The sequence below is a fragment of the Kineococcus gynurae genome (assembly GCF_042433995.1).
GTDB lineage: Bacteria > Actinomycetota > Actinomycetes > Actinomycetales > Kineococcaceae > Kineococcus > Kineococcus gynurae.
On sequence record NZ_JBHLUI010000010.1, the window covers coordinates 168535 to 191253 of the forward strand.

The window sequence follows — 22719 nt, forward strand, 5'->3', positions numbered from 1 at the left end:
GGTCACCGCGCCGTGGGCCGGTAGCGGGCGGCGATCACGCCCGACCGGAACTCCTGTCGTTCCACCAGCGTGAGGTCGATCTGCTCGCGCAGGCCGGCGAGCAGCGTGGGCCCTCGTCCGGCCAGGACCGGGTGGACGAGGAACTCGAACTCGTCGATCAACCCGAGATCGGCCAGGGCCCGGGGGAGCGTCACGCCGCCCACCCACAACCCCTGTCCCGGCTCCTCCTTCAGGGCACGGACCGCCGTTTCCAGGTCGCCGTGCAGCAGCTCGGCGTTCCAGTCGACCCGGTCCAGCGTGCTCGACACGACGTGCTTGCGGGCCCCGTCGATGGCCTCGGCGAAGGGCCGGTCGTCCGCGCCCATCCAGTCGGGCCAGTCTCCCGCCGGCGGCTTCCGCCAGGCGCTCTCCATCATCTGGTACGTCACCCGCCCGAGCAGGAGGGCATCGGCCCGCGACATCTGCGCGGTCCAGTACGCCATGGACTCCGCGTCCGGACCGAGCCCCGCCTCGTGGTGGCAGCACCCGTCGAGCGTGGTGTTGATCGAGTACCGCAGCGGTCGCATCGCGTCCGTCCTCAGGTCAGGCTTTCGTTCGAGGGTCCTCGAGCACGTCGCGCCAGGAGTGCTCCGGTGAGTATCCGAGCAGGTTCCGGGCCTTGTCGATGCTGTAGAAGGTCTCGTCCCGGCCCATCTCCTTGCGGACCTCGACGCCGTCGTAGAACGTCTCGATGATCTCGCCCGTGGTCGCGGCCACCGACAGGTCGGCGTTGGCGACGTTGAACATCTCGAACCCGAGCCCGTCGGTCTCCAGCGCGCGCAGCGTCATCTGGCCCAGGTCGCGGGTGTCGATGTAGGCGAAGATGTTGCGCCGCCGCAGCGCCGGGTCGTCCAGGAACGCGGGGAACTTCTCGGCGTACTCGTGCGGTTCGATCACGTTGTTGATCCGGAACCCGTAGACGTCGGCGCCGGTGCGCGCGTGGAACGAGCGGGAGATCACCTCGCCCGCCACCTTGGACATGGCGTAGGAGTCCTCGGGCACGACCGGGTGCTCCTCGTCCACCGGGAGGTACAGCGGCTTGCGCTCGCCGTGGGCGAAGCAGATCCCGTACGTCGTCTCCGACGACGCGAAGATCACCTTGCGGACGCCGAGGCGGGTCGCGGCCTCCAGCACGTTGTAGTGGGCGGTGATGTTCGTCGCGAACGTCGTCGCGTCGGGGGCGATGAGGACGGCGGGGATGGCCGCGAAGTGGACGACGGCGTCGTAGGCCGACCCACCCTCGTGGCCCGGCGCGTCGAGGTCGTCGAACGTCGGCATGCCCGCCATGGCCGAGTAGACCTGACCAGCGTCGGTGAGGTCGACGCGGAGGTCGGTGACGTCGTCGTGCCCGAGCGGGGTGAGGTCGGCGTTGGTGACCTGGTGTCCCTGCGAGGCGAGGAAGGGCGCGACGTGGTGACCGGCCTTGCCGCTGCCGCCGGTGAAGAAGATGCGCATGCTGTCCAGCCAACCACCCATTCCCCGTCCCGCCAGGGCGGGCGACCGGTGCAACCTCAGGGGCCTCGTGATCGTCCTACCGTCATGACGGACCACGGAACGTTCCGATCGCTGCGCCCCGCGGTGCTGCTGGGTGTTCTTCCGCTGCTGGCCTCGTGCGGGCCCGGGGATCCCCCGGCCGATTCACCGGCCGCGGTGGCTCCCGCGCCGGCCCCGGCCGCGTCGGCGACCACCACCACCTCGCCCACCACCACCTCGTCCAGCCCGCCCGCGGGGGCGCCGGTGGGAGCCGTCACCGTGACCTACCAGGACGGCACCACGGTCATCTGGCGCGGACCGGCCCGGGGAGACCGGTGGACCACCTCGGCGGACGGCGCGGAGGAGCTTCCTGCCCCGTCGGTCGAGGCGTGGGACCGCGAGGTGCGCGACCGGGTCTCCGGGGGCGGGTGGGCGGAGGAGGTCGGGGCCCGCTTCGGTGCTGACGGGCGCCTCTCCTACGCCCGGTCCGGCGGCGTCTTCACCTCCGCCGTCTGGGCACCGGGCCCGGACCTGGCCTCCCTCGACCTGGACCCGTGCTCGGGATGGCCGGCGTCAGCGGTGACCGAGCGCCGGTGCCGGCGACACCTGTCGGGTGCTCGACGTCGAGGGTCACCCCGTCGTGGTGGCCGAGTACCCGGGTTCCATGGCCGCCGCCGACGGGATCCCGGGCACGACCGTGTTCTCCGTCCGCCCCGACGGGGTCGCCGTGGCCCTGACCCAGTTCCGCAACGAGGCGGACCGCGCCGTGCTCACGGTCGACGAGCTCGCCCGAGCCGCCCTCACCCTGAGAGGGCCTGAAGAGCGCTCGGCCTGATCGGCGCCGCCTCCGGGCAGGCTTCGCCCTCGACCGTCCATGACCGGAACGCTGGACGACGGGTCGGGCGGGAGTTCGGGGTACCCCAGGGGTGGTGGGTCGGTGGTGGCGTAACACTGTCCCGTCGGCGTCGACCAGGTGGTGACGGCGTTCTCGTGGTCGCGGGTGACGGTGAACCCGGGGAGTTCCTTGGTCTGGTTGTGCCGGACGCAGAGCCCTTGTCCGTTGCGTTCCGTGGTCGGCCCGCCGCGGGCGTGCGGGACGACGTGGTCGAGGTGGCGGATCGGCGCCCCGCAGAACGGGGCCGCGCAGCGCTGGTCGCGCAGGGTGATGAAGTCGGCGAGGCCGGCTGGGAAGAGCCGCGCCTGGGACTCCATCGCGACCAGGCGGGTGCGGTCGGTGGTGAGCCACAACCGCCGCACCCAGGCCTGGTCCTCGACCACCGCGCCGGAGAACAGCTCTAGGGCGAGCTCGGCGGGCACGGAACCCAGACCGGGGACGACGGCCGGAGCGTCGCCCCCCAGCAAGGTCTGGTCGGTCATGACGAGGTTCATGGTGACGGGGGCGGGTTCGGTGACCGGGTTCGAACCGGTGAGGCGTTCGACGAAGAGATCGGCACCGATCTGGGCGTGCGTTCGTTCGTCCCCCTCGGCGCGGTCCCCGGACCCGAGGACAGCGGTCGCGGCTCGGTCGATGGCGGCCTTGGCGCGGACGCCGTCCTTCATGGGGACCAGAGCCGTCAGGTAGGTCATCGCGTCGGGAGCAGGTCGCAACGTGACGCGGCGTTCGGTCTCGGCGCGTCGGGCGCGGGCGACGGCAGCGGCGGGGTCGAGCTGCTGGGCAAGGGCGCGGGCCGCCCCGGCGATACGGTGGCCGGCCTGCCCGGGCCGGGTGAGCTCCTTGGTCAACGCCTCATCGACCCGCCCCCGGTCCTCGACGGACAGGCAGGCGGTCGCGGCGACCAGTTGGTGCGCGGTCCATTCCTCGATCCGTCCCTCCCGCAGCGCCTGGTGGGTACGGGGCATCTCGTGGACGAGAGCGGTCGAGGCACCCACGTGCCGGGAACCCAGGGTTTCGGAGACCCCGCGAGCGAGGGCGACCATCGGAGCTACCGTGCGACCCCGACGGGCGGCGGGAACTCCCCGCGCGGCGTCGGCGGCACGGACGGAGGCGGTGAGGGCAGCGGTGGCTTCGGCCTGCACGGCGCAGGCGAGCCGCTTGAGTTTCTCCAACCCGGCGATGACGTCGACGAGGCGGCCGTCGGTGAGTGCGCTCGTCTCCACCCCGGTGGCCGTCCCGCCCCTCCCGGGACGGGTGAGAAGGGCGAGCGCGCTGTCGAGTTCGTCGATCTCGAGCACTGCTCCACCCCCTCGTCCGTCTGTTCGATTCTAGACTAGAACGATCTTCGCGTCCAGAGTTTCGTCACCACCACGGGTTCCCAAGACCGAGCAGCAAGCGTTGTGCAGCAATACTTCTGGACTCTCGCACCCCGGTCGACCCGACGTCCCAGAACTGTGGAGAACCAGCATTGAACGTTCGACCTGTGGACGGGGCGCACCGCCTACGCCCAGGCGTACCACCCGATCACCGGCGAGTGCGTGCTCCGCCCCGCCCAACCCTCCGCGTCGCGCAACGGTTCCAAGCCGGCGACGAGCAGCACGTCCACCCGCGCGAAACCGGGGTTCTGGCCGCGGGTCAGCTGCGGGCGGTTCCCGACCGCACGGTGCGTGTCCACGAGGCCACCGTCCCCGGCGCCGGTGTCCAGCACCCCGCCGGTCAGGATGCGCAGGGGCTGGTTCAGGTCCGAGGAGTTCAGGTCGCCGCCGATGACGACGGGCCGCCCGCGGGCGTCGGCGGCCCGGGAGAGTTCGGCCAGCCGGCGGGCCTCCTCGACCCGGACGCGGGCGGCGTCCCCGGTGCGGCCGGCCGGGTTGCGCTCGACGGCGTCACCGGCGCAACCGAGGCAGGGGGAGGCGAGGTGGATCGAGACGACGTCCACCTCGCGGCCGTCAACGTCGAGGGTGACCAGTCCGGCACCGCGCGAACCCTCGGGCAGTCCCGTCACGGGTTCCGACGACAGGACCGGGTAGCGGGAGAGGACGGCCCAGCCGTCGACCTCGTTCTCGTCCGGGGAGTACACGCGGTAGGGGTACTCCCCGCCGAGGCGTTCGTCGACGACCGGGCGGGTCCAGACCGTCACCTCCTGCAGCAGCCAGACGTCGGGTCGCTCGGGTCCGGCGGAGATGTCGGCCAGGGCCCGCAGCCCGGCTCCGCCGGAGGTGTTGAAGGCGCCGACCACGAGGTCGGCGGGGGCGTCGGACCCGCGGCCCGGCACGACGTAGGGGCCGAGCAGCCACCCGGCGGCGAGCACCGGCAGCAGCAGGGTCGTCGCCGGGACGAGCCCGCGACGGCGACGGCGACGGCCGCGGGTCCGGTGGCGGACCCGGTCCGGGGCTCCGGATTCGGGCCGCCCGAGGAACGTCGCCGCGAGCAGCAGCGCCGCACCGGGGGCGGGCAGCAGCCACCAGAACGCGAGCAACCCTGCGGTGTAGCTGATCGCGCTGCGGTCCCCGAGAACGGCGACCAGCAGGACGGCGAGCGTGGCGAGGAGTCCGTAGGCCCCGCAGAGGACCCGGATCGCCGCACGCACCCGGCCATCGTGCCCGACGGCCCGACCGCCGTCCGACCGTCCGGTGGACGGGACGGGGGACCCGCCTCAGTGCCCTCTCAGCGGCGCAGGGCGGTGTGCACGACGTCGGGGGTGAGCACGCCGAGGTAGCGGTCGCCGTCGAGCACGGGCAGGAACCGCTGCTCCTGCGCGAGCAGCGTCGAGAACCCGGTGCGCAACGTCTCGCTGCTCTGCACCGAGTTCTCGAAGGGTTGCAGGTGGTCGCCGACCCGGCCGTCCTGACCCCCGTTCCGGCTGGCCTGGGTCAGCACGCCGCGCGGCACCCAGCCCAGCGGCGTCCCGGACGTGGCGTCGAGCACCACTCCCCAGGACCGCGAGTCGAGTTCCAGAGCCGTTGCTGCGTAGGCGATCCCGTCCCCTGGGGTGAGGGTGGTCGGTTTCTCCAGGTCGTCGACCCGGATGGGGGTCACCGACAACCGCCGCAGTCCGCGGTCGGAACCGATGAAGCGGACGACGAAGTCGGAGGCCGGGTCGGCCAGCAGCTCGTCGGGCGCGGCGAACTGCTCGAGGACCCCGCCGGTCGAGAACACCGCGATCCGGTCGCCGAGCCGCACCGCCTCGTCGAGGTCGTGGGTGACGAACAGCACGGTCTTCTGCAGCTCGTTCTGGATCCGCCGGAACTCGGTCTGCAGGCGCTCCCGGACCAGCGGGTCGACGGCCCCGAACGGTTCGTCCATGAGCAGCACCGGCGGATCGGCGGCGAGCGCCCGGGCCACGCCGACCCGCTGCTGCTGCCCGCCGGAGAGTTCACCGGGGTAGCGCGAGCCGAACTGCCCCGGCGGCAGGCCGACGAGGTCGAGCAGCTCGTCGGCCCGGCGGCGCGCGTTCTTCGCCTCCCAGCCCAGGAGCCGGGGGACGGTCGAGACGTTCGTGCGCACGTCCTGGTGGGGCAGCAGACCCCCGGCCTGGATCACGTAGCCGATGCCCCGGCGCAGCTGCACGACGTCGGCGTGGGTCACGTCGCGCCCGTCGAGCCACACGCTGCCGCTGGTGGGTTCGATGAGCCGGTTCACCATCCGCAGGATGGTGGACTTGCCGCACCCGGAGGGACCGACGAGGGCGATGAGTTCGCCGCGGTGGACCTCCATCGTCAGGTCGCGGACGGCCTCGGTGCCGTCGGGGTACCGCTTGCCGACGCCGTCGAGGCGGATCACGATGTCACGCTCGACGCCGGCCTCGACGGTAGCGTCCGGATCGGTGGCGCGGCTCCGCGTCCCGAGGAGATCGGCGGAGGGACCGGACTCATCACTGCTCACCTGGGAAGCCTCGCCCACAGCGGCCTGAGCGGCAACTGTCTCGCGCGCAACGACTGGATCTGCTCCGACTACGTGACGTCGCGCTCCGACGAGCTGCTGACCGCAACGACCCAGCACCTGGAGATCACCGTCATCAGCGTGCTGGTGGGGCTGGTCGTCGCGTTCCCGCTGGCCCTGCTCGTGCGCCGGACGCGCGTCCTGAAGGGGGCGCTGCTCGGGGCCACGACGGTCCTCTACGCGATCCCCTCGCTGGCCCTCATCCCGGCGATGGTGCCCTTCACGGGGCTGAGCCTCGCGACCGTCGTCGTGCCGTTGATCCTGTACTCGTTGGTGGTCCTGCTGCGCAACATCCTGGCGGGCCTCGACGCCGTGCCCGCCGCGGTCCTCGACGCGGCCCGAGGCATGGGCTACGGGCCGGGGCGGTTGCTCTGGTCGGTGGAGCTGCCGCTGGCCCTCCCGGCGATCGTGGCCGGGGTCCGCATCGCGACGGTGTCGACGGTGGCGATGGCGACCATCGGGTCCCTCGTCGGGTTCGGGGGCCTGGGGAACCTGCTGCTGCAGGGGCAGCGCTCGTTCTTCAACGCCCAGGTCCTCACCGCCGCGGTGGCCGTCGTCGTCCTGGCCCTCGTGCTCGACCTGCTGCTGCTCGCGGTGCAACGGGCGCTGAGCCCGCGCCGCCGGGCCCGGACCGCGGTGGAGGTGGACGCCTGATGGAATGGATCACGCTCGTCACCTCCTACCTCGGCGACCCGGCGAGCTGGCGCGGGCCCAACGGTCTGGGGCTGCGGCTGGGGGAGCACGTGGGGCTCTCGCTGCTCGCGATCGTGCTGGCGGTCGTCGTCACCGTGCCGGTCGCGATCCTCCTCGGGCACGTCGGCAAGGGGGGTGGGCTCGCGATCGCCCTGGGCAACATCGGTCGGGCGGTCCCCGTCCTCGCCCTCATCGCGTTGTTCTTCCTGCTCCCGGCCCCGCTGGGGGCCAACGACGTGTCGGTGGTCCTGGCGCTGGCGCTCTTCTCGGTCCCCCCGTTGCTGATCAACACCTACGTGGGGATGCGCGGGGTCGACGCCGCCACGGTCGACGCGGCCCGCGGCATGGGGATGTCGGCCCGGCAGCTGGTGACCCGGGTCGAGGTCCCGCTGGCCGCCCCGCTGATCTTCACCGGCATCCGGCTGGCCGCCCTGCAGACGATCGCGACCGCCTCGGTGGCCGGCATCGTCGGGGGGCCCGGGCTGGGGCGCATCGTCAGCGAGGGGTTCACCGTCCAGGACCCGAGCCGCTACCTCTCCGGCGCCCTGCTGATCGCCGTCCTCGCCCTCGCGGCCGAGGCCCTGCTGGCGCTGCTGCAGCGTCGGGCGGACCCGGCCCGGCGCTCGCGCGGCCGCCGGGACCGGACGCCGGATCCCGACACGCGCCCGGATGCGGATGCCGATGTCGGACCCGTGGGGTCTACTGCCATCTGACCGAGAGAGCGGCCGCGGGCGGGACCCGTCGGCGGGCCGCCGGACACGCGTGGGGGCGACCCCACGGGACACAGAAGGTGGCCACCATGCCCCAGCCGCGATCCTTCGGGCGCCGCAGTCTCGCCCTCGCCGCCTCCAGCCTCCTGCTGGTCGGCGCCTGCTCCAGCCCCGACGAGGTCTCCGCCCCGACGACCACCGGTGCGGGGAGTGGGACCGAGGGCACGGCCCTGGTGGTCGGCGGGTCCGACGCCTCCGAGATGCAGATCATGCAGAACATCTACGCGGGCCTGTTGGAGGGCGCCGGGTACACGGTCACGATCAAGTCGGCCGGGGAGCGCGCGGTCTACGCCCCGGCGTTGGAGTCCGGCGAGATCGACGTCGTCCCCGAATACGCCGCGTCGATGGCCGAGTACCTGAACCGGACGGCGAACGGGTCCGACGCGGCCCCCATCGCCACCAACGAGGCCTCGACCACCATCCAGGCGATGACCCCGCTGGCCGAGGCCGCCGGGCTGACGGTGCTGACCCCGGCCCAGGCCCAGAACACCAACGGGTTCTACGTCACCAAGACGTTCTCCGACGACAACGGGGTCACGACGCTGTCCCAGCTCGCCGCCCGCAACCAGCCCGTCGTCCTGGCCGCGGGCGACGACTGCCGCGAGAACACGTTCTGCCAGCCGGGCCTGGAGCGGGTCTACGGGCTGCAGATCTCCTCGCTCACCGGCGACCCCTACGGCAGCGCCTCGGCCAAGCAGAAGGTCGTGGACGGGGCCGCGCAGCTGGGCGAGACCGGGACGACCGACGGCACGCTGGACGCGCTGGGCCTGGTCCTGCTCGAGGACGACAAGAACTTGCAGGCCGCGGACAACCTGGTGCCGATCGTGAACACCGAGAAGGCGTCCGACCCCAAGATCGCCGACGCCCTGAACAAGCTGGCCCCTGTCCTCACGACCGAGGACCTGGCCGAGCTGAACCTCAAGGTCGACGCCCAGCGCGAGCGCCCGGCCGACGTGGCCAAGGAGTGGCTGGAGGAGAAGGGCCTGGTCTGAGGGCCGGTCAGCGGGTCGGTCCGCCCCCGGGTGGGGCAGGCTGGGGGGCATGGAACCAGCGGAACCGTTCGCCCCGACCGACGTCCGGTGGCACGCCGTGTCCCCCCGGCTGGCGACGGTCGAGCGGATCGTGCTCGCGATCGTCTGCGGGGCGGTCACGGTGGTGCTCGTCGTCCTCGCCGCGCTGCTCACCCCGTGGATCGCCACCGGTCTGGTCGCGGTCGCCGCGTTCTTCGGGTGGCAGTGGTGGTTGGTGGGTCGCCAGGCCCGCGCCTGGGGGTACGCCGAGCGTGACGACGACCTGCTGGTGCGCAAGGGCATCCTGTTCCGTTCCCTGGTCGTCGTCCCCTACGGACGGCTGCAGTTCGTCGACGTCCAGGCCGGCCCGCTGGACCGTCGGTTCGGCATCGCCAAGGTGCAGCTGCACACCGCCTCCCCGGCCACCGACGCCCTGATCCCCGGCCTGGTGCCGGAGGAGGCGGCCCGGCTGCGCGACCGGCTCGCGGCGCGCGGCGAGGCGAGGCTGGCGGGGCTGTGAGCGAGCTCGACGCCCCGACCCGCGCGGTCCTGGCCGACCAGGGGTGGCGTCGGCTGCACCGGATCACCCCGGTGCTGAAGGCGTGGAAGGTCCTGGCGGTCGGCCTCGTCCTGCTGGCGCAGCAGGGGCTCGACGACCTCCTCCGGGCGCGGTTGCCCGGCTGGCTGCTGCTCGTCTCGGTCCTCGGGGGGCTGGTGCTGCTCGCGCTCGTCGGGGCGGGGTGGAGCGCCGTCGCCTGGCGGCGGACGCGCTACCGGATCGACGACGAGGCGGTGCGCCTCGAGCAGGGGGTCTTCTGGCGCCAGGCCCGCAGCGCCCAGCTCGACCGCCTGCAGGCCGTCGACGTGGTGCGTCCGCTGCTGGGTCGGATCTTCGGACTGGCCGAGCTCCAGCTCGAGGTCGCCGGGGGTACCGGGAGCCGCATGTCCCTGGCCTACCTCACCGAGGCCGAGGCCCAGCGGGTGCGCAACGCGTTGCTGGCCGCTGCGGCGGGGGTGCGCGTCGAGGCCGGGCAGGAGGTCCCGGAGGCCCCGCAGCGCGCCGTGGCCGAGGTCCCGCCGGGTCGGCTGGTGGCCTCGACCCTGGCCAGCGGGTGGACCCTGCTGGCCCTCCTGGTCGTGGCCGGGGCCGTCGTCGCGGTGGTGTGGACCCGCAGCCTCGCGCCGCTGACCGGGATCGCCGCCCCGGCGATCGGCCTGGTGTCCGTGGTGTGGCAGCGGTTCTCGAACGGTTTCGGTTTCTCCGTCGCGGAGTCGCCCGACGGGCTGCGGCTGCGCCACGGGCTGCTCACCCAGCGCGCGCAGACCGTCCCGCCGGGGCGGGTGCAGGCGCTGCGGATCTCCCAGCCGCTGCTCTGGCGACGGGCGGGGTGGTGGACGGTGTCGGTGAACGTGGCCGGTTACGCCGGTTCCGGGTCCTCGGGGGAGGAGGGCACCCGCGGGACGGTGCTCCTGCCGGTCGGCACGACCGAGGACCTCGGCCGGGTGCTGGCGGTCGTCCTGCCGGGCATCGGTCTCCACGAGGTCGTGCCCGAGTCGGGGGCGGCGGTGGACGCCTCGGCTCCCGCGTCGGGAGAGCAGCGGCGCTCGGCGGACGTGCTGCGGGCCGGGTTGCACGGGACCGGCACCGACGGCGGGTTCACCCCCGCCCCGCGCCCGGCCCGGTGGCTGGACCCGGTCGCCTGGCGGCGCCACGGGTTCCTCGTGACCGACGGGGCCCTGCTGGCCCGCAGCGGTCGGCTCGTGCGGTCCCTCGTCGTGGTCCCGAACGAGCGCACGCAGTCGCTGGGGCTGCGGCAGGGGCCGGTGCAGCGCCGGCTGGGCCTGGCGAGCTTCCTGCTGCACTCGACCCCGGGTCCCGTCACCCCGCGGGTGGACCACCTCGACGCGCAGGTGGCCGCCGCGCTGCTGGAGGAGCAGGGGCGCCGGTCGCGGGCGGCCCGGGCCGCGGCGGGACCGGAGCGCTGGATGCGGTCGCCCCACCGGCCGAGCGTCGCGCCCGCCCCGCCCGGGGACGGGGCGCAGCGGGACTGACGGTCAGCGCGGCGGGTTCTTCTTGAACCGCTTCTGCACCTGGGCGAGACCGGAGTCGATCTTGCGCCGGGTGTTGGGGTCGCTGGCCATCTGCTGGGCCTTGCGGGTGACCTGACCGGCCACCTTCTGGCCCTTCGGGGAGTTGAGGAACGACGTCAGTTTGCCCATGAGGTTCGCCACGGCCCGATCAACGCCCCTCGTCCCCGTCCGGTTCCCGGCGCAGCACGAGGGCGACGTCGGTGACCGCGAAGAGGAATTCCCCGGCCTGGGCGGCCGAACGCAGGTCCTCGACCCACCCGGCGGCCCGCGCGGCCAGACGGGTGTCGTCGCGGACGGCGGCGAGGATGCCGGTCGCGACCTTCCAGGCCACCGAGCCCTCGTCGAAGCGCCGGTGCGGGTCGGCCCAGGAGTGCACGGCCTCGAGGCGGAAGGCGCTGCGGGCCGCGTGCCGCAGCAGCTTGCGGCCGGCGAACCCGTCGACCCGGACCCCCGCCTGCGGCGGCGCGGCGACGAACCGGTCCAGCAGCTCGCGGGTCAGGCTGTCGTCCCCGGCGGTGAACAACGCGGTGTCCCAGTCGGAATGGGTCAGGACCGCGACCCCGCCCGGGCGCAGCACGCGGTGCATCTCGCCCAGGTGCGCGTCCACCCCGTCGTCGTCGAGGTGCTCCAGCACGTTGACCGAGACGGCGACGTCGGCGCCGCCGTCGGCCAGGGGGAGCGACTCCAGCGGGGAGATGTGCGCCCGCACCCGGGGGTCCAGGAGCAGGTCGTCGTCGAGGACCGAACCCGCGTCGACCGCGTGCACGGTCCCGGCGCCGGCCGCCAGGAGGGCGCGCGTGCTGCGACCGCTGCCGCAGCCGAGGTCGACGGCGACGGCACCGGCGGCCGGGGCCGCGAGCGCCGCGACGTTGTCGAAACGTCCCACGTCACGGACCTTAGGGCCTGCCCGGACCGACGCCTCGGCGAGGCGCGGCTCAGGGACCTCTCAGCGCCCGGGGCGCACCCTGGGAACCGATCGGTCCGACCGGTCGTCCGTCGGGGTGACCGGACCCTGACGCGGCGAGAGGGTTTCGGGGAACCGGCCTACGCTGGGGCCCGTCGGCTCCGCGGGGGTGGACCGGTCGACGACGTGATGACAGGGGAGGACGACCCGGTGGTGGACACGACTCAGAGCGCCCAGGCGCAGCCGGCGCCCGAGCCGCCGCGGCGGCCCCGCGGCCCGGGCCGGCGCTGGCTGATCGGTGCCGGCGCAGCGGTGGTGGCGGGCGGTGCCGGGGTGGCCTGGTGGGCCTCCGACCGCGACGGACGGCCGACGGCCTCCCCGTCCACGGGTCCGGGGGCGACCGGGTCGACGGGGGAGTGGGCCCCTCGCGAGCCCGCCGACGCCGTGGACCTGGACAGCAAGTGGATCGGGACCTACCGCAGCCACGACGTGGTCGACCTGGAGCAGTTCGGCGACTTCGTCTCCCAGCCCGTCGCGGTCGGGGTGGTCTTCACCTCCCAGACCGACTGGCACGACCTGACCCACCCGTGGTTCGCCAACGACGCCCCCGAGGGGCAGGACTGGGGCGCGTGGGTCCGGGAGGCCCCGGACAGCCGCAAGCTCAGCATCGCGGTGCACCTGGCCCCCGAGGACCCCGACGACGACTGGCGCGAGCGCGGCGCCGCGGGCGAGTACGACTCCTACTGGGTGGACCTGGGCGAGAACCTGGTCTCGCTGGGGCTCGGCTCCTCGATCCTGCGCCTCGGCTGGGAGATGAACGGCACCTGGTACGAGAACCACTACGTGGGGGAGTCCGAGGAGCAGCGGGAGGCCTGGAAGGCCTACTTCCGCCGGATCGTGCGGGCCGTCGAGGTGCCCGGCTCCGACTTCGAGATCGACTTCTGCATCGCCGAGGGGCCGCAGAACTCCGTCGACATCTCCGAGCTCTACCCCGGCGACGAGTACGTCGACATCATCGGGGTCGACGTCTACGACTCCTACATCGCGCCGATCGACCCGGACGCCCGGTGGCAGGCCAAGGGCGAGAAGATGAACAGCGTCGCCGAGGTGGTGCGCTTCGCCGCCGAGCGCAACAAGCCGCTGAGCTTCCCGGAATGGGCGATGGTCGCCGAGGGCGACACCCAGGGCGGCGGCGACAGCCCCGAGTTCATCGACCAGATGGCCGACGTCATCGCCGGCAACCCGGTCCGCTACCAGGCCTACTTCGACGTCCCGGACGGCGGGGTGGGCATGACCCTGAGCGACGCCCCGCGCGGCGCGGCCGCCTTCCGGGAGCGCTTCGGGCCCGGCGGCGACGCCGCGCCCACGGACGCCTGACGCTGCTCAGCGGGCCCGGGAGCGTCCCGGGTCGACGCCGTTGGGCGAGGCGGGGGTGACGGTGACCCCGGTCGCCGCCGCCCCCGCGTCCACGGGGGCGGTCGGCGCCGCCCGCATCGCCTCGCGCCGCTCGTCGTCGAGCACCTGCTCGAAGCGGTGGCCGATGAACATCGAGATGAGCGGCACGAAGACGTAGAGCACCTGCGGCTGCAGGAGGCTGCCGGTCAGCAGGGCGCTGCCGAAGACCGCCGACCAGCCGAGCGTCGGCGAGGGGCAGCGGCGCACCCAGACGAGGGCCACGAAGACGCAGAACAGCACGGCCGCGGGGATCCCGTACTCGAGGACGAGTTTCGCGACCCCGGAGAAGTTGATGGGCAGTTTCGTCAGCTCGAGGATCTGGTTGGCCAGGGCGTCGGCGAACCCCGCCCCCTTGCCGAGCAGCATCGTCACGGGCTGCTCCGACCAGATCCGGCCGATCTCCTCGTAGGGCAGGACGAAGCGCAGGTTGCCGCTGGAGTTCGTCGACGACGTCTCGGTGGAGCGCTTCAGGAAGATCTGACCGAACGGCGACAGCAGCACCGCGACGCCGACGACGACGGCCGCGACGACGATGCGCAGCGTCCACAGCCCGCCCCGGCGCAGCGCCAGCACGCCCATCCCGAAGACGGCGAACAGCAGGCCCGTCCCCGAGATGGTGCAGGCCAGCGCCGCGGCCAGGACCAGGCCGCGCACGACGCCGCCCCGGCGGACCAGCACGCTGAGCAGGGCGACCGCGAGGAACTGCGCGAAGATCGAGGGCTCGTTGAAGAAGAACCCGTTCGCCTTGATGATCGGCGATCCGTACTCGACCGGGTACGACGTGTTGTAACCGGTGAACAGGAAGTTCTCCGGGACGACCGAGAGCACGTAGTCCTGGTAGGTCCAGACGCCGAGGGCCTGGGTCAGGGTCTGCAGGATCCCCAGGGCGCCGAAGAAGACCATGAGGGACTCGAACCGGCGCAGCACGCGCGGGTAGAGGTGCCACCGTTCCGGGTGCAGCCGGATCGCGAAGGCGACCCAGATCACCGGCAGGTACAGCAGCGACGTCAGGCTGCCGGAGCGGTTCAGCAGGAGCGCGAGACCCGCTGCGAGAGAACAGACCGCGACCGCGACGAGGAACCAGCGGGTCGCGGCCGGATTCTCCACCGCGTCGCCCTGGTACAGCAGGTAGGCGAGTCCGAGCAGCACGATCGGGACCGACAGCGACAACAACGGCCCGAGCGGCACGACGAATCGCTGCAGGAACGTGACCGAGATCAAACAGATCGTGACGACGGCCATGACGCGCCGGTCGGCGATGGAGTTGCTGGCCGCGGCCAGGAGCATCCGCGACTTCGCGGGGGCCTCGTCGGGCGTCGTCGCAGATGGTGCGGCAGGCGTCACAACAGCTCCTCGCGGCGGTTCATGGAGATCGGGTGAAGGCCCGGGACAGGGCCGTAAGAACGGTCACGGTCGGTCGGACGGACGGACCTTCCTGTGTCATGGTAGGCGCGCCGGGATGCGTCGGGGGGCGTCATCGTGGGTCGTAGGGCCGTCGGGGGGCGGTGGACGACCGCACCACACGTCCGGCCCAACGCGTCGTTGCTCCACGGGGGTGGCGGTCTGGGCCGGCCGGGTGCAAGCACGGTACGCGGCGCGACGGCGATGGAAGGATGACGGCGCAGAACGGTGGCGAAGCGCCGCCCGCCGGGAACACCGGCCGATCAGGAGGAGATTCGTGGCGGCGACACCGGAAGTATCCGCGCAACGCAATGGGGTCAGCGCCTGGGGGGCGGTCCTCCGGCACAAGTGGACGGTGCTGGCGGTCGGGATCGTCATGGCCGTCCTCGGCTGGTTCGCCGCCGGGCAGCTGCTCACCCCGACCTACTCGGCCACCGCGACGATCACCCTCAGCAAGGACCGGCCGTTCGACCCGTCCGCCGCCAGCAACGGGGGGAACTCCGCGCAGCTGGGTGACTCCACCCAGTGGGCGGCGCTGCAGGCCGCGGTCGTGCAGTCCAGCGTCGTGCTCGAGGCCGCGCAGGCCGCGACCGCCGACCCGGCCGTGCCGGTCGACGCCCGCGAGGACCTCAAGGACCTGCTGACGATCACCGCCTCGACCGAGACGAACCAGATCACCGTCACCGCCACCGGGACCACGGCCGCCGACGCCGCGCAGACCGCGAACGCCATCGCGACGGCGTACCAGACCACCGCCCAGGCGACCGTCGACGCCCGGGTCGCGGCGGCGCTGGCCGCCGTCGACACCGTTGACGCCCGGGCGAGCATCAACCTCTCGGCCGTGACCTACGGCTCCGGCGTCGCCAGCATCGACCTCGCCGACCCGCCCACCGCGGCCTCCGCGCCCTACCCGTGGCAGATCGCCGTCGTCGGCGGCCTGGTCGGGCTGCTGCTGGCCGGCGGCGCGGTCGTCTGGGGCGCCCACCTCAAGCAGCGGGTGACCGCGGCCCCGCTGACCGGGGTCGCCGAGCTCGCCCGCTGGTCCTCGCTGCCCTCGGGTCGTTCGTTGTCCGACCCGCTGAGCGCCGCCAGCCGCAGCGCCGGGGTCGTGCTGGTCGGTCTGCAGCACCTCGGGCACCTGCGTACCCCCCGGCTGGAGGTGGCCAGCGTGCTGGTCACCGCGACCAGCGGCAGTGCGGGCGCCCTGGCCACCGGGCTGGCGGCCTCCGCCGCCCGTGCCGGTCGGCGCGTGGTGCTGGTCGACGCCGACGAGGCCGGCAGCCGGTTGGCCGCCCTCGGCGCCCCCGTCTCCTCCCGCCGTTCGGTGGCCCTGCCCGAGGGTCGCTGGAACGAGGAGGTCCGGCCCTGGGTCATCGGCGGCGGTGCCATCGTCGGCGTGCTGCCCCTGGACGCCCGTTCGCTGCAGCCCCACGTCGTCGGCGCCGGCATCCGGCAGCTCGTCGAGGCCGGTCACCTGGTCATCTTCGTGGGCGGGGCGGTGACCTCCAGCCCGGTCGCGTTCGCCGTCGCGGGCGAGGTCGACGCGGTGCTGGTCCAGGTCGAGGCCGATCCCCGCGCCCAGACGGTCAGCACGACGATGGCGCAGCTGTCCATCGCGGCCCCGGCCGTCGTCGCCCAGGTCGTCGTGCGGGACCCCTCCGGCTCCAGCGGCGAGGTCCGCAGCGCCGAACCCCGCCCGACCGGTGCGCACAGCCGCTCCGAGAACGCGCGCGGTCGTACGGAACAGCTGCACCAGGGCTGATCCCACCCGCGTCCCACGGCGCCCCCTCCGTCCTCGGAGGGGGCGCCGTCGTCGTTCCCGTCCCCCGTGCGACCGCCGACCGACCTGCCGATCGACCTGCCGGCCCGGGCCCACCCGCCGGCCCGGACCCACCCGCCGGTCCGGACCCACCCGCCGGCCCGGACCCACCCGCCGGCCCGGACCCACCTGCCGTGATCAAGGAATCTCCGCCCGGTCGCGCGGTCCCGACGAGAACCGACCGGCCGACAATTCCTTGATCACGGGGAGGGACGTGGGGAGGGGAAGGGGCCGCTGGGAGGGGCCGGCCTGCGGTAACGGGACGACCCCCGCACCGCGGTGCGGTGACGGGGGTCGGTGCGAGGGGGTCCCGCGGGAAGGACGCCGGATGGGCGCGGGATCAGGGCGCGGCGGTGGCCGCGGCGGCCTCCCGCTCGCGGTTCGCGACCACCCGGGTCGACTCGCGCCGGACGGCGACGATCCACAACGGGATGACCGCCCAGAAGGCGATGGCGCTGCCGACCGCGGTGCCGTGGGCGCCGTCCCAGAAGGCGCCGCCGGTGGTGAGGACGACGAGCAGGATTGCGTAGACGATGTGGATGCGCAGGGTGACCGGGGCGCGATCCATGGCGTAGAGGACGCTCGCGAACCCGACCGCGGCGGCGGAGCCGGCCTGGGCCACGACGATCGGCAGCAGCACGTCGCGCGTGCCGTCCCAGGTCTCGTTGAGCAGGGCCTGGCCGAAGGAGTCCGGCAGCAGCAGGAAGACGACGCCCCAGACCGTCCCGGTGCAGCTGACCGCGAGGGAGACCAGCCAGGCCGCGCGTCGCCACGCCTTCACGCCCATGTGGCTGCGCCGCTTGGCGAGCTCGGGCACGACGAAGCTGAGCAAGCTGGTCGAGAGGATCATGATCGGCGACATCAGCAGGTTCGCCCCGCGCAGCGAACCCGCCGCCAGCGTCGAGGCGGTGACCAGCGAGACCACGAAGACCGAGAGCTGCGCCCCGCCCTGCAGGACGGCGAACTCGGGCAGCAGGTAGCGGGTGAGGCTCCACTGCTCGCGGATCCAGCCCGGCACGCTGCGCAGGCGCGGCCACCCGCGCAGCAGCTTCACGCCGAGCAGCGAGGCGAGGAAGGCCGAACCGCCCCAGGCGAGGATGAACGGGATCGCGGAGTCGGCGCCCTGCAGGAGCAGGACCACCACGGCCGCGGTCTGGATCGCGGTCCACACCACGTTCACGCCCGCGGAGGCCGCGGGACGACGTCGGGCCAGCAGCACCTGCCGCCAGGCGTCCTGCAGGAGGAGGCCGGGGATGACCACGGCGAGGGCGAGGAGCCCGGTCCCGGTCAGACCGAGACTGGAGTCCCGGCTGTCGGCGAGCGCGTACATCGCGCCACCGAGTCCGGCGAGCACCACGCCCACCGAGAGGCCGAGGGCGCCGGCCGCCCCGGTGCCGGCCCGGGCGGCGACGCGGAACTCCTCGTCGGTGGTGTCGGCGAAGCGGATGGCCAGCGGGGTCGTCGCCAGGGCCCGGCAGAGGCCCACCACGACGGAGTACACCGCGAAGGCGATGGCGAAGGCGCCGAAGTGGTCCGGGGCGACCGCGTGGGCGACCATGAACTGCAGCAGGAAGTTGTTGAGGCTGGAGACGCCCTGGTCGGTGATGTTCCAGAGGACCCGGCGCCAGGCCGGCCCGCGATCTCCCTCAGTCAAAGCACCACTGTCCGTTCCATCGACAGCACCGTGAGTTCCCCGGTGCCGCGCAAATCTACCCCGGCCACCGACGGCGTCGACGCGCTTCGCAGTTCTCTCTCAGCATCGTCGCGAGGTCCCCGGGGGCGACGGACCGTGATCTGCCGTGACGGTGGGAGATCCCGGCCGCCCGTCGCGCGCGCCGGACCGGGGTCGGGTCGGGGCCGGTCGGCGGAACCGTCCCGACGCGTCACCCGGGTGGCCCTGTCGCGTCCGGGACGGGCCGGGGGGCCGCCCCGCGCCGCGGTGGGGTCGGGGCGGGGTCGCCGTCGGCGGCCTCGGGTCAGGTCCACCCGATCGGAGCACGGGGCTCCTCCGGTGAGGGCGCGTGATCGTTGCCGACCCACCGGGCGTTACAGGTTTCGACGAACTTTTTCCTCAAGGTCTCCGCCCCGGAGCCCGAAGTCAGTGGTGTCACCCCGAACGCACCCCAGCCGGCGCCGGTCGATCCGCGACCCGCCACTGACGAGTCAGCGAGGTCGATCCACCCGATGCGCACCCTCCCCAAGGTTCTGCTGTCCACGGCTGCCGCCGCGACGCTGGCCGGTGGTCTCACCACCGTCACCGCCGCCGAGGCCGACGCGGCCGGAACCGTGCTGCGGGTCACCACCGCGGCCTCGGCCGTCAAGGACTCCGCGGGCAACACCTGGTCCCCCAGCTCCGCCTTCGTGGGCGGGACCCAGGTCGACCGCACCACCAGCGCCGACATCAAGGGCACCTCGGACGACCGGCTCTACCAGACCGAGCGCTGGGGGGTCCGCTCCTGGAGCGCGGCCGTCCCCAACGGTGACTACGACGTCACCCTGAAGCAGGCCGAGACCTGGTACTCCACCCCGTCCACCCGCGTCTTCAGCGTCACCGCCGAGGGCCGTGCGGTCGTCTCGAACCTGGACCTCGTCGCCGTGGCCGGCAAGAACGTGGCCGTCGACCGCACCTTCCGGGTGTCGGTGACCGACGGTCGTCTCGACCTCGGGTTCAGCGCCACCAAGGACTCCGCCAAGGCGGCCGGCATCCTGGTCCGCTCCGTGACCAGCAACACCGGGGTCGTGACCCCCACGCCGCGTCCCACCAACCCGACGCCGACCATCCCGACCACCACCCCGACCCCGACGCCCACCCCGGCGCCCAGCACCCCGCCGGCCTCGACCGCCGGGCCCTGGAAGTCCGGCGCCTCGGGCACCGGCGTGACCAACGGCGACTTCGGCCGTTGGCGCGGCTCGGAGGTCACCGTCTCCTCCACCTGGTCGGACAACAACACCGCGGCGGCCAATTTCTGGCAGCTGAACTCCAGCGGCGAGTACGGCAACTGGAACAAGGACCTGGACGTCGCCGTCGGCGGCATCGGCCCCGGCGAGTCCTGGGCGGCCGGCGCGAACGGCGCCTACGACGCCCGGTGGCGGCAGTCGCTGACCAAGCTGCGCGACCTGCGGGCGGGCAAGAGCGGGACCGTGTACATCCGCTTCGCCCACGAGATGAACGGCAACTGGTACCCCTGGTCGGTCGACAAGAACAACTACCGCGACTTCGTGAGCAGCTGGAAGCGGTACCGCGCGCTGCAGAAGGAGATCTTCCCCGCGGCCAAGATGGTCTTCAACGTCAACCGCGAGTCGGTCTCGACCGGCTTCGACTGGCGGCTGAGCTTCCCGGGTGCGGCCTACGTCGACGTCATGGGGGTCGACTACTACAACCAGTACCCCTACGTCGCGACGCAGGGGCAGTTCGACTCGGCGGCGCAGCAGACCGACGCCTGGGGCGCGCCGAAGGGCCTGGCCAAGCACCTGGAGTTCGCGAAGTCGGTCGGGCTGCCCCTGTCGGTGTCGGAGTGGTCCGGCAACGCCGACGCGGGTGACTCCCCGGCCTTCGTCCAGGGCATGCACGACTTCTTCGAGGCCAACGGCGGCACCGGCGCGGGCAAGCTGCTCTACGAGGTGCAGTTCAACGTCGACAAGGACAACCGCCGCTGGCTGCTCACCTCGGGCACCCGCCAGCCGAACGCGGCCGCGAAGTACCGCGACCTGTTCTGATCCCACTCCCCCCACGAACCCGGGCGGTTCCGATCCACGGATCGGGACCGCCCGGGCTTCTTACTTTGAGTGACAGATCCAACACGAGAGGTGAGAACCGGGGTGAGACATGAGGCGTTCGTCACATGGAGTCAATCACGAACTGAGAGTAGTGATCTCACAACTCCGCGTCATTCTCCTGAGGAACTTCGGTGAAGAACCCCGTGATTGCCTAAAACTCTGGGTCGACGGGTCGCAACGGGCTGCTGGGGCGGCTAGTTTGCTGCCACCGGCCTGGGGGGGCCGGGGTGCGCGTCGATCGACGAGTACCGGGGGCCGATTCGGCGGGGGTTGTCTCACATGTCAGGTCGTCGAACGGCTCTCGCGCTGGCGCTGGGGGTCTCCGCCGCCGTCGGTCACGTCATCTACCCCCTCGCCCTCGACGCGGTGGCCCGCCGCCGCCGCCCGGCCCCGGTGGCCGTCCCGGCCGCCTGGCCGCCGGTGACCGTCCTCGTGCCGGCCTACCTCGAGGCCGGGGTCATCGCCGACAAGATCGACAACATCGCCAAGAACGGCTACCAGGGCGAGGTCGAGACCCTCGTCGTCGCCGACGGGGACGCCGAGACCGCCCGGGTGGCCGAGGCCGCCGGGGCACGCGTCCTGCACCTCACCGAACGGCACGGCAAGTCGCAGGCGCTCAACAAGGGCATGGCCGCGGCGAGCCACGAGCTGGTCGTCATCTCCGACGCGAACTCCGAGCTGGAGTACGACGCGATCGGCTACCTCGTCTCCGCGCTGCTGCCCGAGCACAACGGGGCGGTCGCGGGCGAGAAGCTCGAGGGCACCGGGGGTGAACTCGCCTACTGGCGCTTCGAGAGCTGGATCAAGCGCAACGAGGCCCGGCTGGGGACCACGCTCGGTCTGGACGGCGGGCTGTTCGCGATCCGTCGCTCCGCCTACGAACCGATCCCCACCGACATCTCCAACGACGACTTCTGGATCGCCCTGGACCTCATGGAGCGGGGCTGGCACGTCGGGTACGAGCCGCGCGCGCAGATGCGCGAGGAGACCATCGGCAGCCTCAAGCTGTCCTGGGAGCGACGCACCCGGGTGCTGGGTGGCGGTCTCTGGGTCATGTGGCGCAAGCGGGCCATGCTCGGTCCGGCCTCGGTCCTCGACTCCCGCCGGCGGGCCGTGGCCACGCAGGTGTGGGGGCACAAGCTCTGGCGCTCGACCGTCGGGCCGCTCAGCCACGCCGCGCTGCTCGGGGTCGCGCTGGCCTCGGCCCGGCGCAGCCGCACCGCCCGTCTGTTCCTGGCCGGGCACGCGGTGGCCGGCGCCGCGCTCGTCGCCCAGCAGCACGACCGACCGGTGCCGCTGCCCGGCCGGATCGCAGCCCAGGTCCTCTACCTGCAGATCGTGGCCTTCGGCGGGATGCGCCGGTGCCTGCGCGGCGACCGCGTGCTGCGCTGGGACAAGCCCGCCCGCTGACCCGGCCCGACGGCCGACCGGCAGCACGCAGAACGCCCCGCCCGGAACCCCGGGCGGGGCGTTCTGTGCTTGCGGGGCCACCACCAGCCCGGACACGGTCAGTCCGGGCGGACGACCTCGCGCCCGGCGACGCTGGCCCGCCCGGTGGTGACGCCCTTGACGTAGGCCCAGTGCTGGGCGGCCAGGTCGTCCTGGCGCAGGACCTTGCGCTGCGCGGTCCGCACCGCGTACCCGCTGGCCAACGCCGTGGTCAGCAACCGGTGGGCCAGCGGAGGGTGGTGCCGGGAGAGGTACTTCGACATCGACGCGCCGCGCAGCCGCAGCATCTCCAACGACGGGGCGCCGGAACCCCCCGCGGAGTGCGGGACGAGGACGTCGGTGCGCAACTTCTCGTGCAGGCCCGCGCGACGCGCGGCCCGACCGAAGGCCATGTCCTCGTTGTAGACGTAGAACTGTTCGTCGAACCCGCCGAGCTCGAGGAATCGACTGCGGCGCACCGCCATGCAGGCGCCGGTGGTCCAGTCGACGGCGAGCTGCTCGTGCGGGCGGGGGCGGGCGTACAGCCCGGCGCGCGGGAACAGCTTGTGCAGACCGGCCGAGTGGACCAGGGAACGCAGCACGGTGGGTTCCCACCCGCCGACCCCCAGCTCCACCTGCCCGTCGGTGCCGACCATGGTCGCCGCGCTGGCCGCGCAGGTCTCGTCCCCGGCGACGTCGGCGAGCAGCTGCGCGAACGTGTCCCAGGTGGGGCGGCTGTCGGGGTTGCCGAACACGACGAACTCCGCGTCGCTGGTGCGGGCCCCGAGGTTCGCGGCCTTCGCGAAACCCTTGCCCCCGCCGGAGTCGACGTAGCGCCCCCGGGGGCGGGCCTCGACGACCGCACGCACCCCGTCGGCGTCGCCGGCGTTGTCCACGACGACCACCCGGAGCTGTTCGGGGAGGCCGTCGAGCAGCGGGCCGATCTGGTGGGCGCTCTTGTAGCTCACGAGCACGAGTTCGACGTCGTAGGGCAGTTCGGGATCGGCAGGCACGAACTCAGG

At 73.0% G+C, this 22719-nt stretch carries 20 protein-coding genes; 10 read left to right on the forward strand and 10 right to left on the reverse strand.

The annotated features are described in order from the left end of the window. Positions 1-2 precede the first annotated feature (2 nt). From ACFFKU_RS14475 to ACFFKU_RS14495, 5 genes are all read right to left on the reverse strand, one after another. Positions 3-566 (reverse strand): dihydrofolate reductase family protein, encoded by a 564-nt coding sequence (locus tag ACFFKU_RS14475; protein ID WP_380138994.1) that lies wholly within the window; start codon positions 564-566, stop codon positions 3-5. 16 nt (positions 567-582) lie between these two features. Beyond that, on the reverse strand, positions 583-1494 hold the full coding sequence (locus ACFFKU_RS14480; protein ID WP_380138996.1) for an NAD-dependent epimerase/dehydratase family protein: 912 nt from the start codon (positions 1492-1494) through the stop codon (positions 583-585). A gap of 648 nt (positions 1495-2142) precedes the next feature. Beyond that, positions 2143-3705, reverse strand: a complete 1563-nt coding sequence (locus tag ACFFKU_RS14485; RefSeq protein WP_380138998.1) for an HNH endonuclease — start codon at positions 3703-3705, stop codon at positions 2143-2145. 203 nt (positions 3706-3908) lie between these two features. Further along, positions 3909-4997 carry an endonuclease/exonuclease/phosphatase family protein gene (locus tag ACFFKU_RS14490; RefSeq protein WP_380138999.1) on the reverse strand — a complete coding sequence of 363 codons (1089 nt, stop codon included), beginning with the start codon at positions 4995-4997 and terminating at the stop codon, positions 3909-3911. 77 nt (positions 4998-5074) lie between these two features. After that, positions 5075-6292: an ABC transporter ATP-binding protein gene (locus ACFFKU_RS14495; RefSeq protein WP_380139001.1), complete on the reverse strand. Its 1218-nt coding sequence runs from the start codon at positions 6290-6292 to the stop codon at positions 5075-5077. 24 nt (positions 6293-6316) lie between these two features. Here ACFFKU_RS14495 and ACFFKU_RS14500 point away from each other — a divergent pair, with 24 nt between their 5' ends. The 5 genes from ACFFKU_RS14500 to ACFFKU_RS14520 all read left to right on the forward strand — a co-directional run bounded on the left by ACFFKU_RS14500 (position 6317) and on the right by ACFFKU_RS14520 (position 10874). Next, positions 6317-7003 carry an ABC transporter permease gene (locus ACFFKU_RS14500; protein ID WP_380139353.1) on the forward strand — a complete coding sequence of 229 codons (687 nt, stop codon included), beginning with the start codon at positions 6317-6319 and terminating at the stop codon, positions 7001-7003. Then, on the forward strand, positions 7003-7755 hold the full coding sequence (locus ACFFKU_RS14505) for an ABC transporter permease (RefSeq protein ID WP_380139003.1): 753 nt from the start codon (positions 7003-7005) through the stop codon (positions 7753-7755). Before ACFFKU_RS14500 ends, ACFFKU_RS14505 begins: the two co-directional genes overlap by 1 nt. Before the next feature lie 86 nt (positions 7756-7841). Beyond that, positions 7842-8804, forward strand: coding sequence for an ABC transporter substrate-binding protein (locus ACFFKU_RS14510; protein WP_380139005.1), 963 nt, complete (start codon positions 7842-7844; stop codon positions 8802-8804). 49 nt (positions 8805-8853) lie between these two features. After that, a complete protein-coding gene (locus tag ACFFKU_RS14515) occupies positions 8854-9342 on the forward strand; it encodes a PH domain-containing protein (RefSeq protein ID WP_380139006.1) in 489 nt (162 codons plus the stop codon). Beyond that, entirely contained in the window at positions 9339-10874 is a 1536-nt protein-coding gene (locus tag ACFFKU_RS14520; protein WP_380139007.1) for a PH domain-containing protein, read from the forward strand. The genes ACFFKU_RS14515 and ACFFKU_RS14520 overlap by 4 nt, the downstream gene beginning before the upstream one ends. Before the next feature lie 3 nt (positions 10875-10877). Here ACFFKU_RS14520 and ACFFKU_RS14525 read toward each other — a convergent pair whose 3' ends face one another. Beyond that, positions 10878-11054, reverse strand: coding sequence for a hypothetical protein (locus ACFFKU_RS14525; protein WP_380139008.1), 177 nt, complete (start codon positions 11052-11054; stop codon positions 10878-10880). 7 nt (positions 11055-11061) lie between these two features. Further along, complete coding sequence (locus ACFFKU_RS14530) at positions 11062-11799, reverse strand: methyltransferase domain-containing protein (RefSeq protein WP_380139010.1); 738 nt, start codon at positions 11797-11799, stop codon at positions 11062-11064. 228 nt (positions 11800-12027) lie between these two features. On the opposite strand from ACFFKU_RS14530, the gene ACFFKU_RS14535 reads away from it, so the two are divergent. Continuing rightward, positions 12028-13194, forward strand: coding sequence for a glycosyl hydrolase (locus tag ACFFKU_RS14535; RefSeq protein ID WP_380139011.1), 1167 nt, complete (start codon positions 12028-12030; stop codon positions 13192-13194). A gap of 6 nt (positions 13195-13200) precedes the next feature. Here the strand turns inward: ACFFKU_RS14535 and ACFFKU_RS14540 are convergent, their stop codons facing one another. Then, a complete protein-coding gene (locus tag ACFFKU_RS14540) occupies positions 13201-14616 on the reverse strand; it encodes a hypothetical protein (RefSeq protein ID WP_380139013.1) in 1416 nt (471 codons plus the stop codon). 334 nt (positions 14617-14950) lie between these two features. On the opposite strand from ACFFKU_RS14540, the gene ACFFKU_RS14545 reads away from it, so the two are divergent. Both ACFFKU_RS14545 and ACFFKU_RS14550 read left to right on the forward strand, forming a co-directional pair. Continuing rightward, complete coding sequence (locus ACFFKU_RS14545; RefSeq protein ID WP_380139014.1) at positions 14951-16435, forward strand: Wzz/FepE/Etk N-terminal domain-containing protein; 1485 nt, start codon at positions 14951-14953, stop codon at positions 16433-16435. Between the two features lie 66 nt (positions 16436-16501). Then, positions 16502-16630 carry a hypothetical protein gene (locus ACFFKU_RS14550; protein WP_380139016.1) on the forward strand — a complete coding sequence of 43 codons (129 nt, stop codon included), beginning with the start codon at positions 16502-16504 and terminating at the stop codon, positions 16628-16630. A gap of 202 nt (positions 16631-16832) precedes the next feature. Here ACFFKU_RS14550 and ACFFKU_RS14555 read toward each other — a convergent pair whose 3' ends face one another. After that, positions 16833-18146, reverse strand: a complete 1314-nt coding sequence (locus tag ACFFKU_RS14555) for an MATE family efflux transporter (RefSeq protein ID WP_380139018.1) — start codon at positions 18144-18146, stop codon at positions 16833-16835. A 530-nt stretch (positions 18147-18676) separates the two neighbouring features. On the opposite strand from ACFFKU_RS14555, the gene ACFFKU_RS14560 reads away from it, so the two are divergent. Both ACFFKU_RS14560 and ACFFKU_RS14565 read left to right on the forward strand, forming a co-directional pair. Then, the gene (locus ACFFKU_RS14560; RefSeq protein WP_380139019.1) at positions 18677-20209 is read left to right on the forward strand and encodes a malectin domain-containing carbohydrate-binding protein; all 1533 of its coding nucleotides are present in this window, start codon (positions 18677-18679) and stop codon (positions 20207-20209) included. Positions 20210-20548: 339 nt separating this feature from the next. Next, positions 20549-21679 (forward strand): glycosyltransferase, encoded by a 1131-nt coding sequence (locus ACFFKU_RS14565; RefSeq protein ID WP_380139020.1) that lies wholly within the window; start codon positions 20549-20551, stop codon positions 21677-21679. Positions 21680-21777: 98 nt separating this feature from the next. Here ACFFKU_RS14565 and ACFFKU_RS14570 read toward each other — a convergent pair whose 3' ends face one another. Beyond that, complete coding sequence (locus ACFFKU_RS14570; protein ID WP_380139022.1) at positions 21778-22710, reverse strand: glycosyltransferase family 2 protein; 933 nt, start codon at positions 22708-22710, stop codon at positions 21778-21780. Positions 22711-22719: the final 9 nt, after the last annotated feature.

Coding starts and splice junctions, on each gene's coding strand:
- ACFFKU_RS14475 (WP_380138994.1), bottom strand. CDS start 566: ATGCGACCGCTGCGGTACTCGATCAACACCACGCTCGACGGGTGCTGC.
- ACFFKU_RS14480 (WP_380138996.1), bottom strand. CDS start 1,494: ATGCGCATCTTCTTCACCGGCGGCAGCGGCAAGGCCGGTCACCACGTC.
- ACFFKU_RS14505 (WP_380139003.1), top strand. CDS start 7,003: ATGGAATGGATCACGCTCGTCACCTCCTACCTCGGCGACCCGGCGAGC.
- ACFFKU_RS14510 (WP_380139005.1), top strand. CDS start 7,842: ATGCCCCAGCCGCGATCCTTCGGGCGCCGCAGTCTCGCCCTCGCCGCC.
- ACFFKU_RS14515 (WP_380139006.1), top strand. CDS start 8,854: ATGGAACCAGCGGAACCGTTCGCCCCGACCGACGTCCGGTGGCACGCC.
- ACFFKU_RS14560 (WP_380139019.1), top strand. CDS start 18,677: ATGCGCACCCTCCCCAAGGTTCTGCTGTCCACGGCTGCCGCCGCGACG.
- ACFFKU_RS14565 (WP_380139020.1), top strand. CDS start 20,549: ATGTCAGGTCGTCGAACGGCTCTCGCGCTGGCGCTGGGGGTCTCCGCC.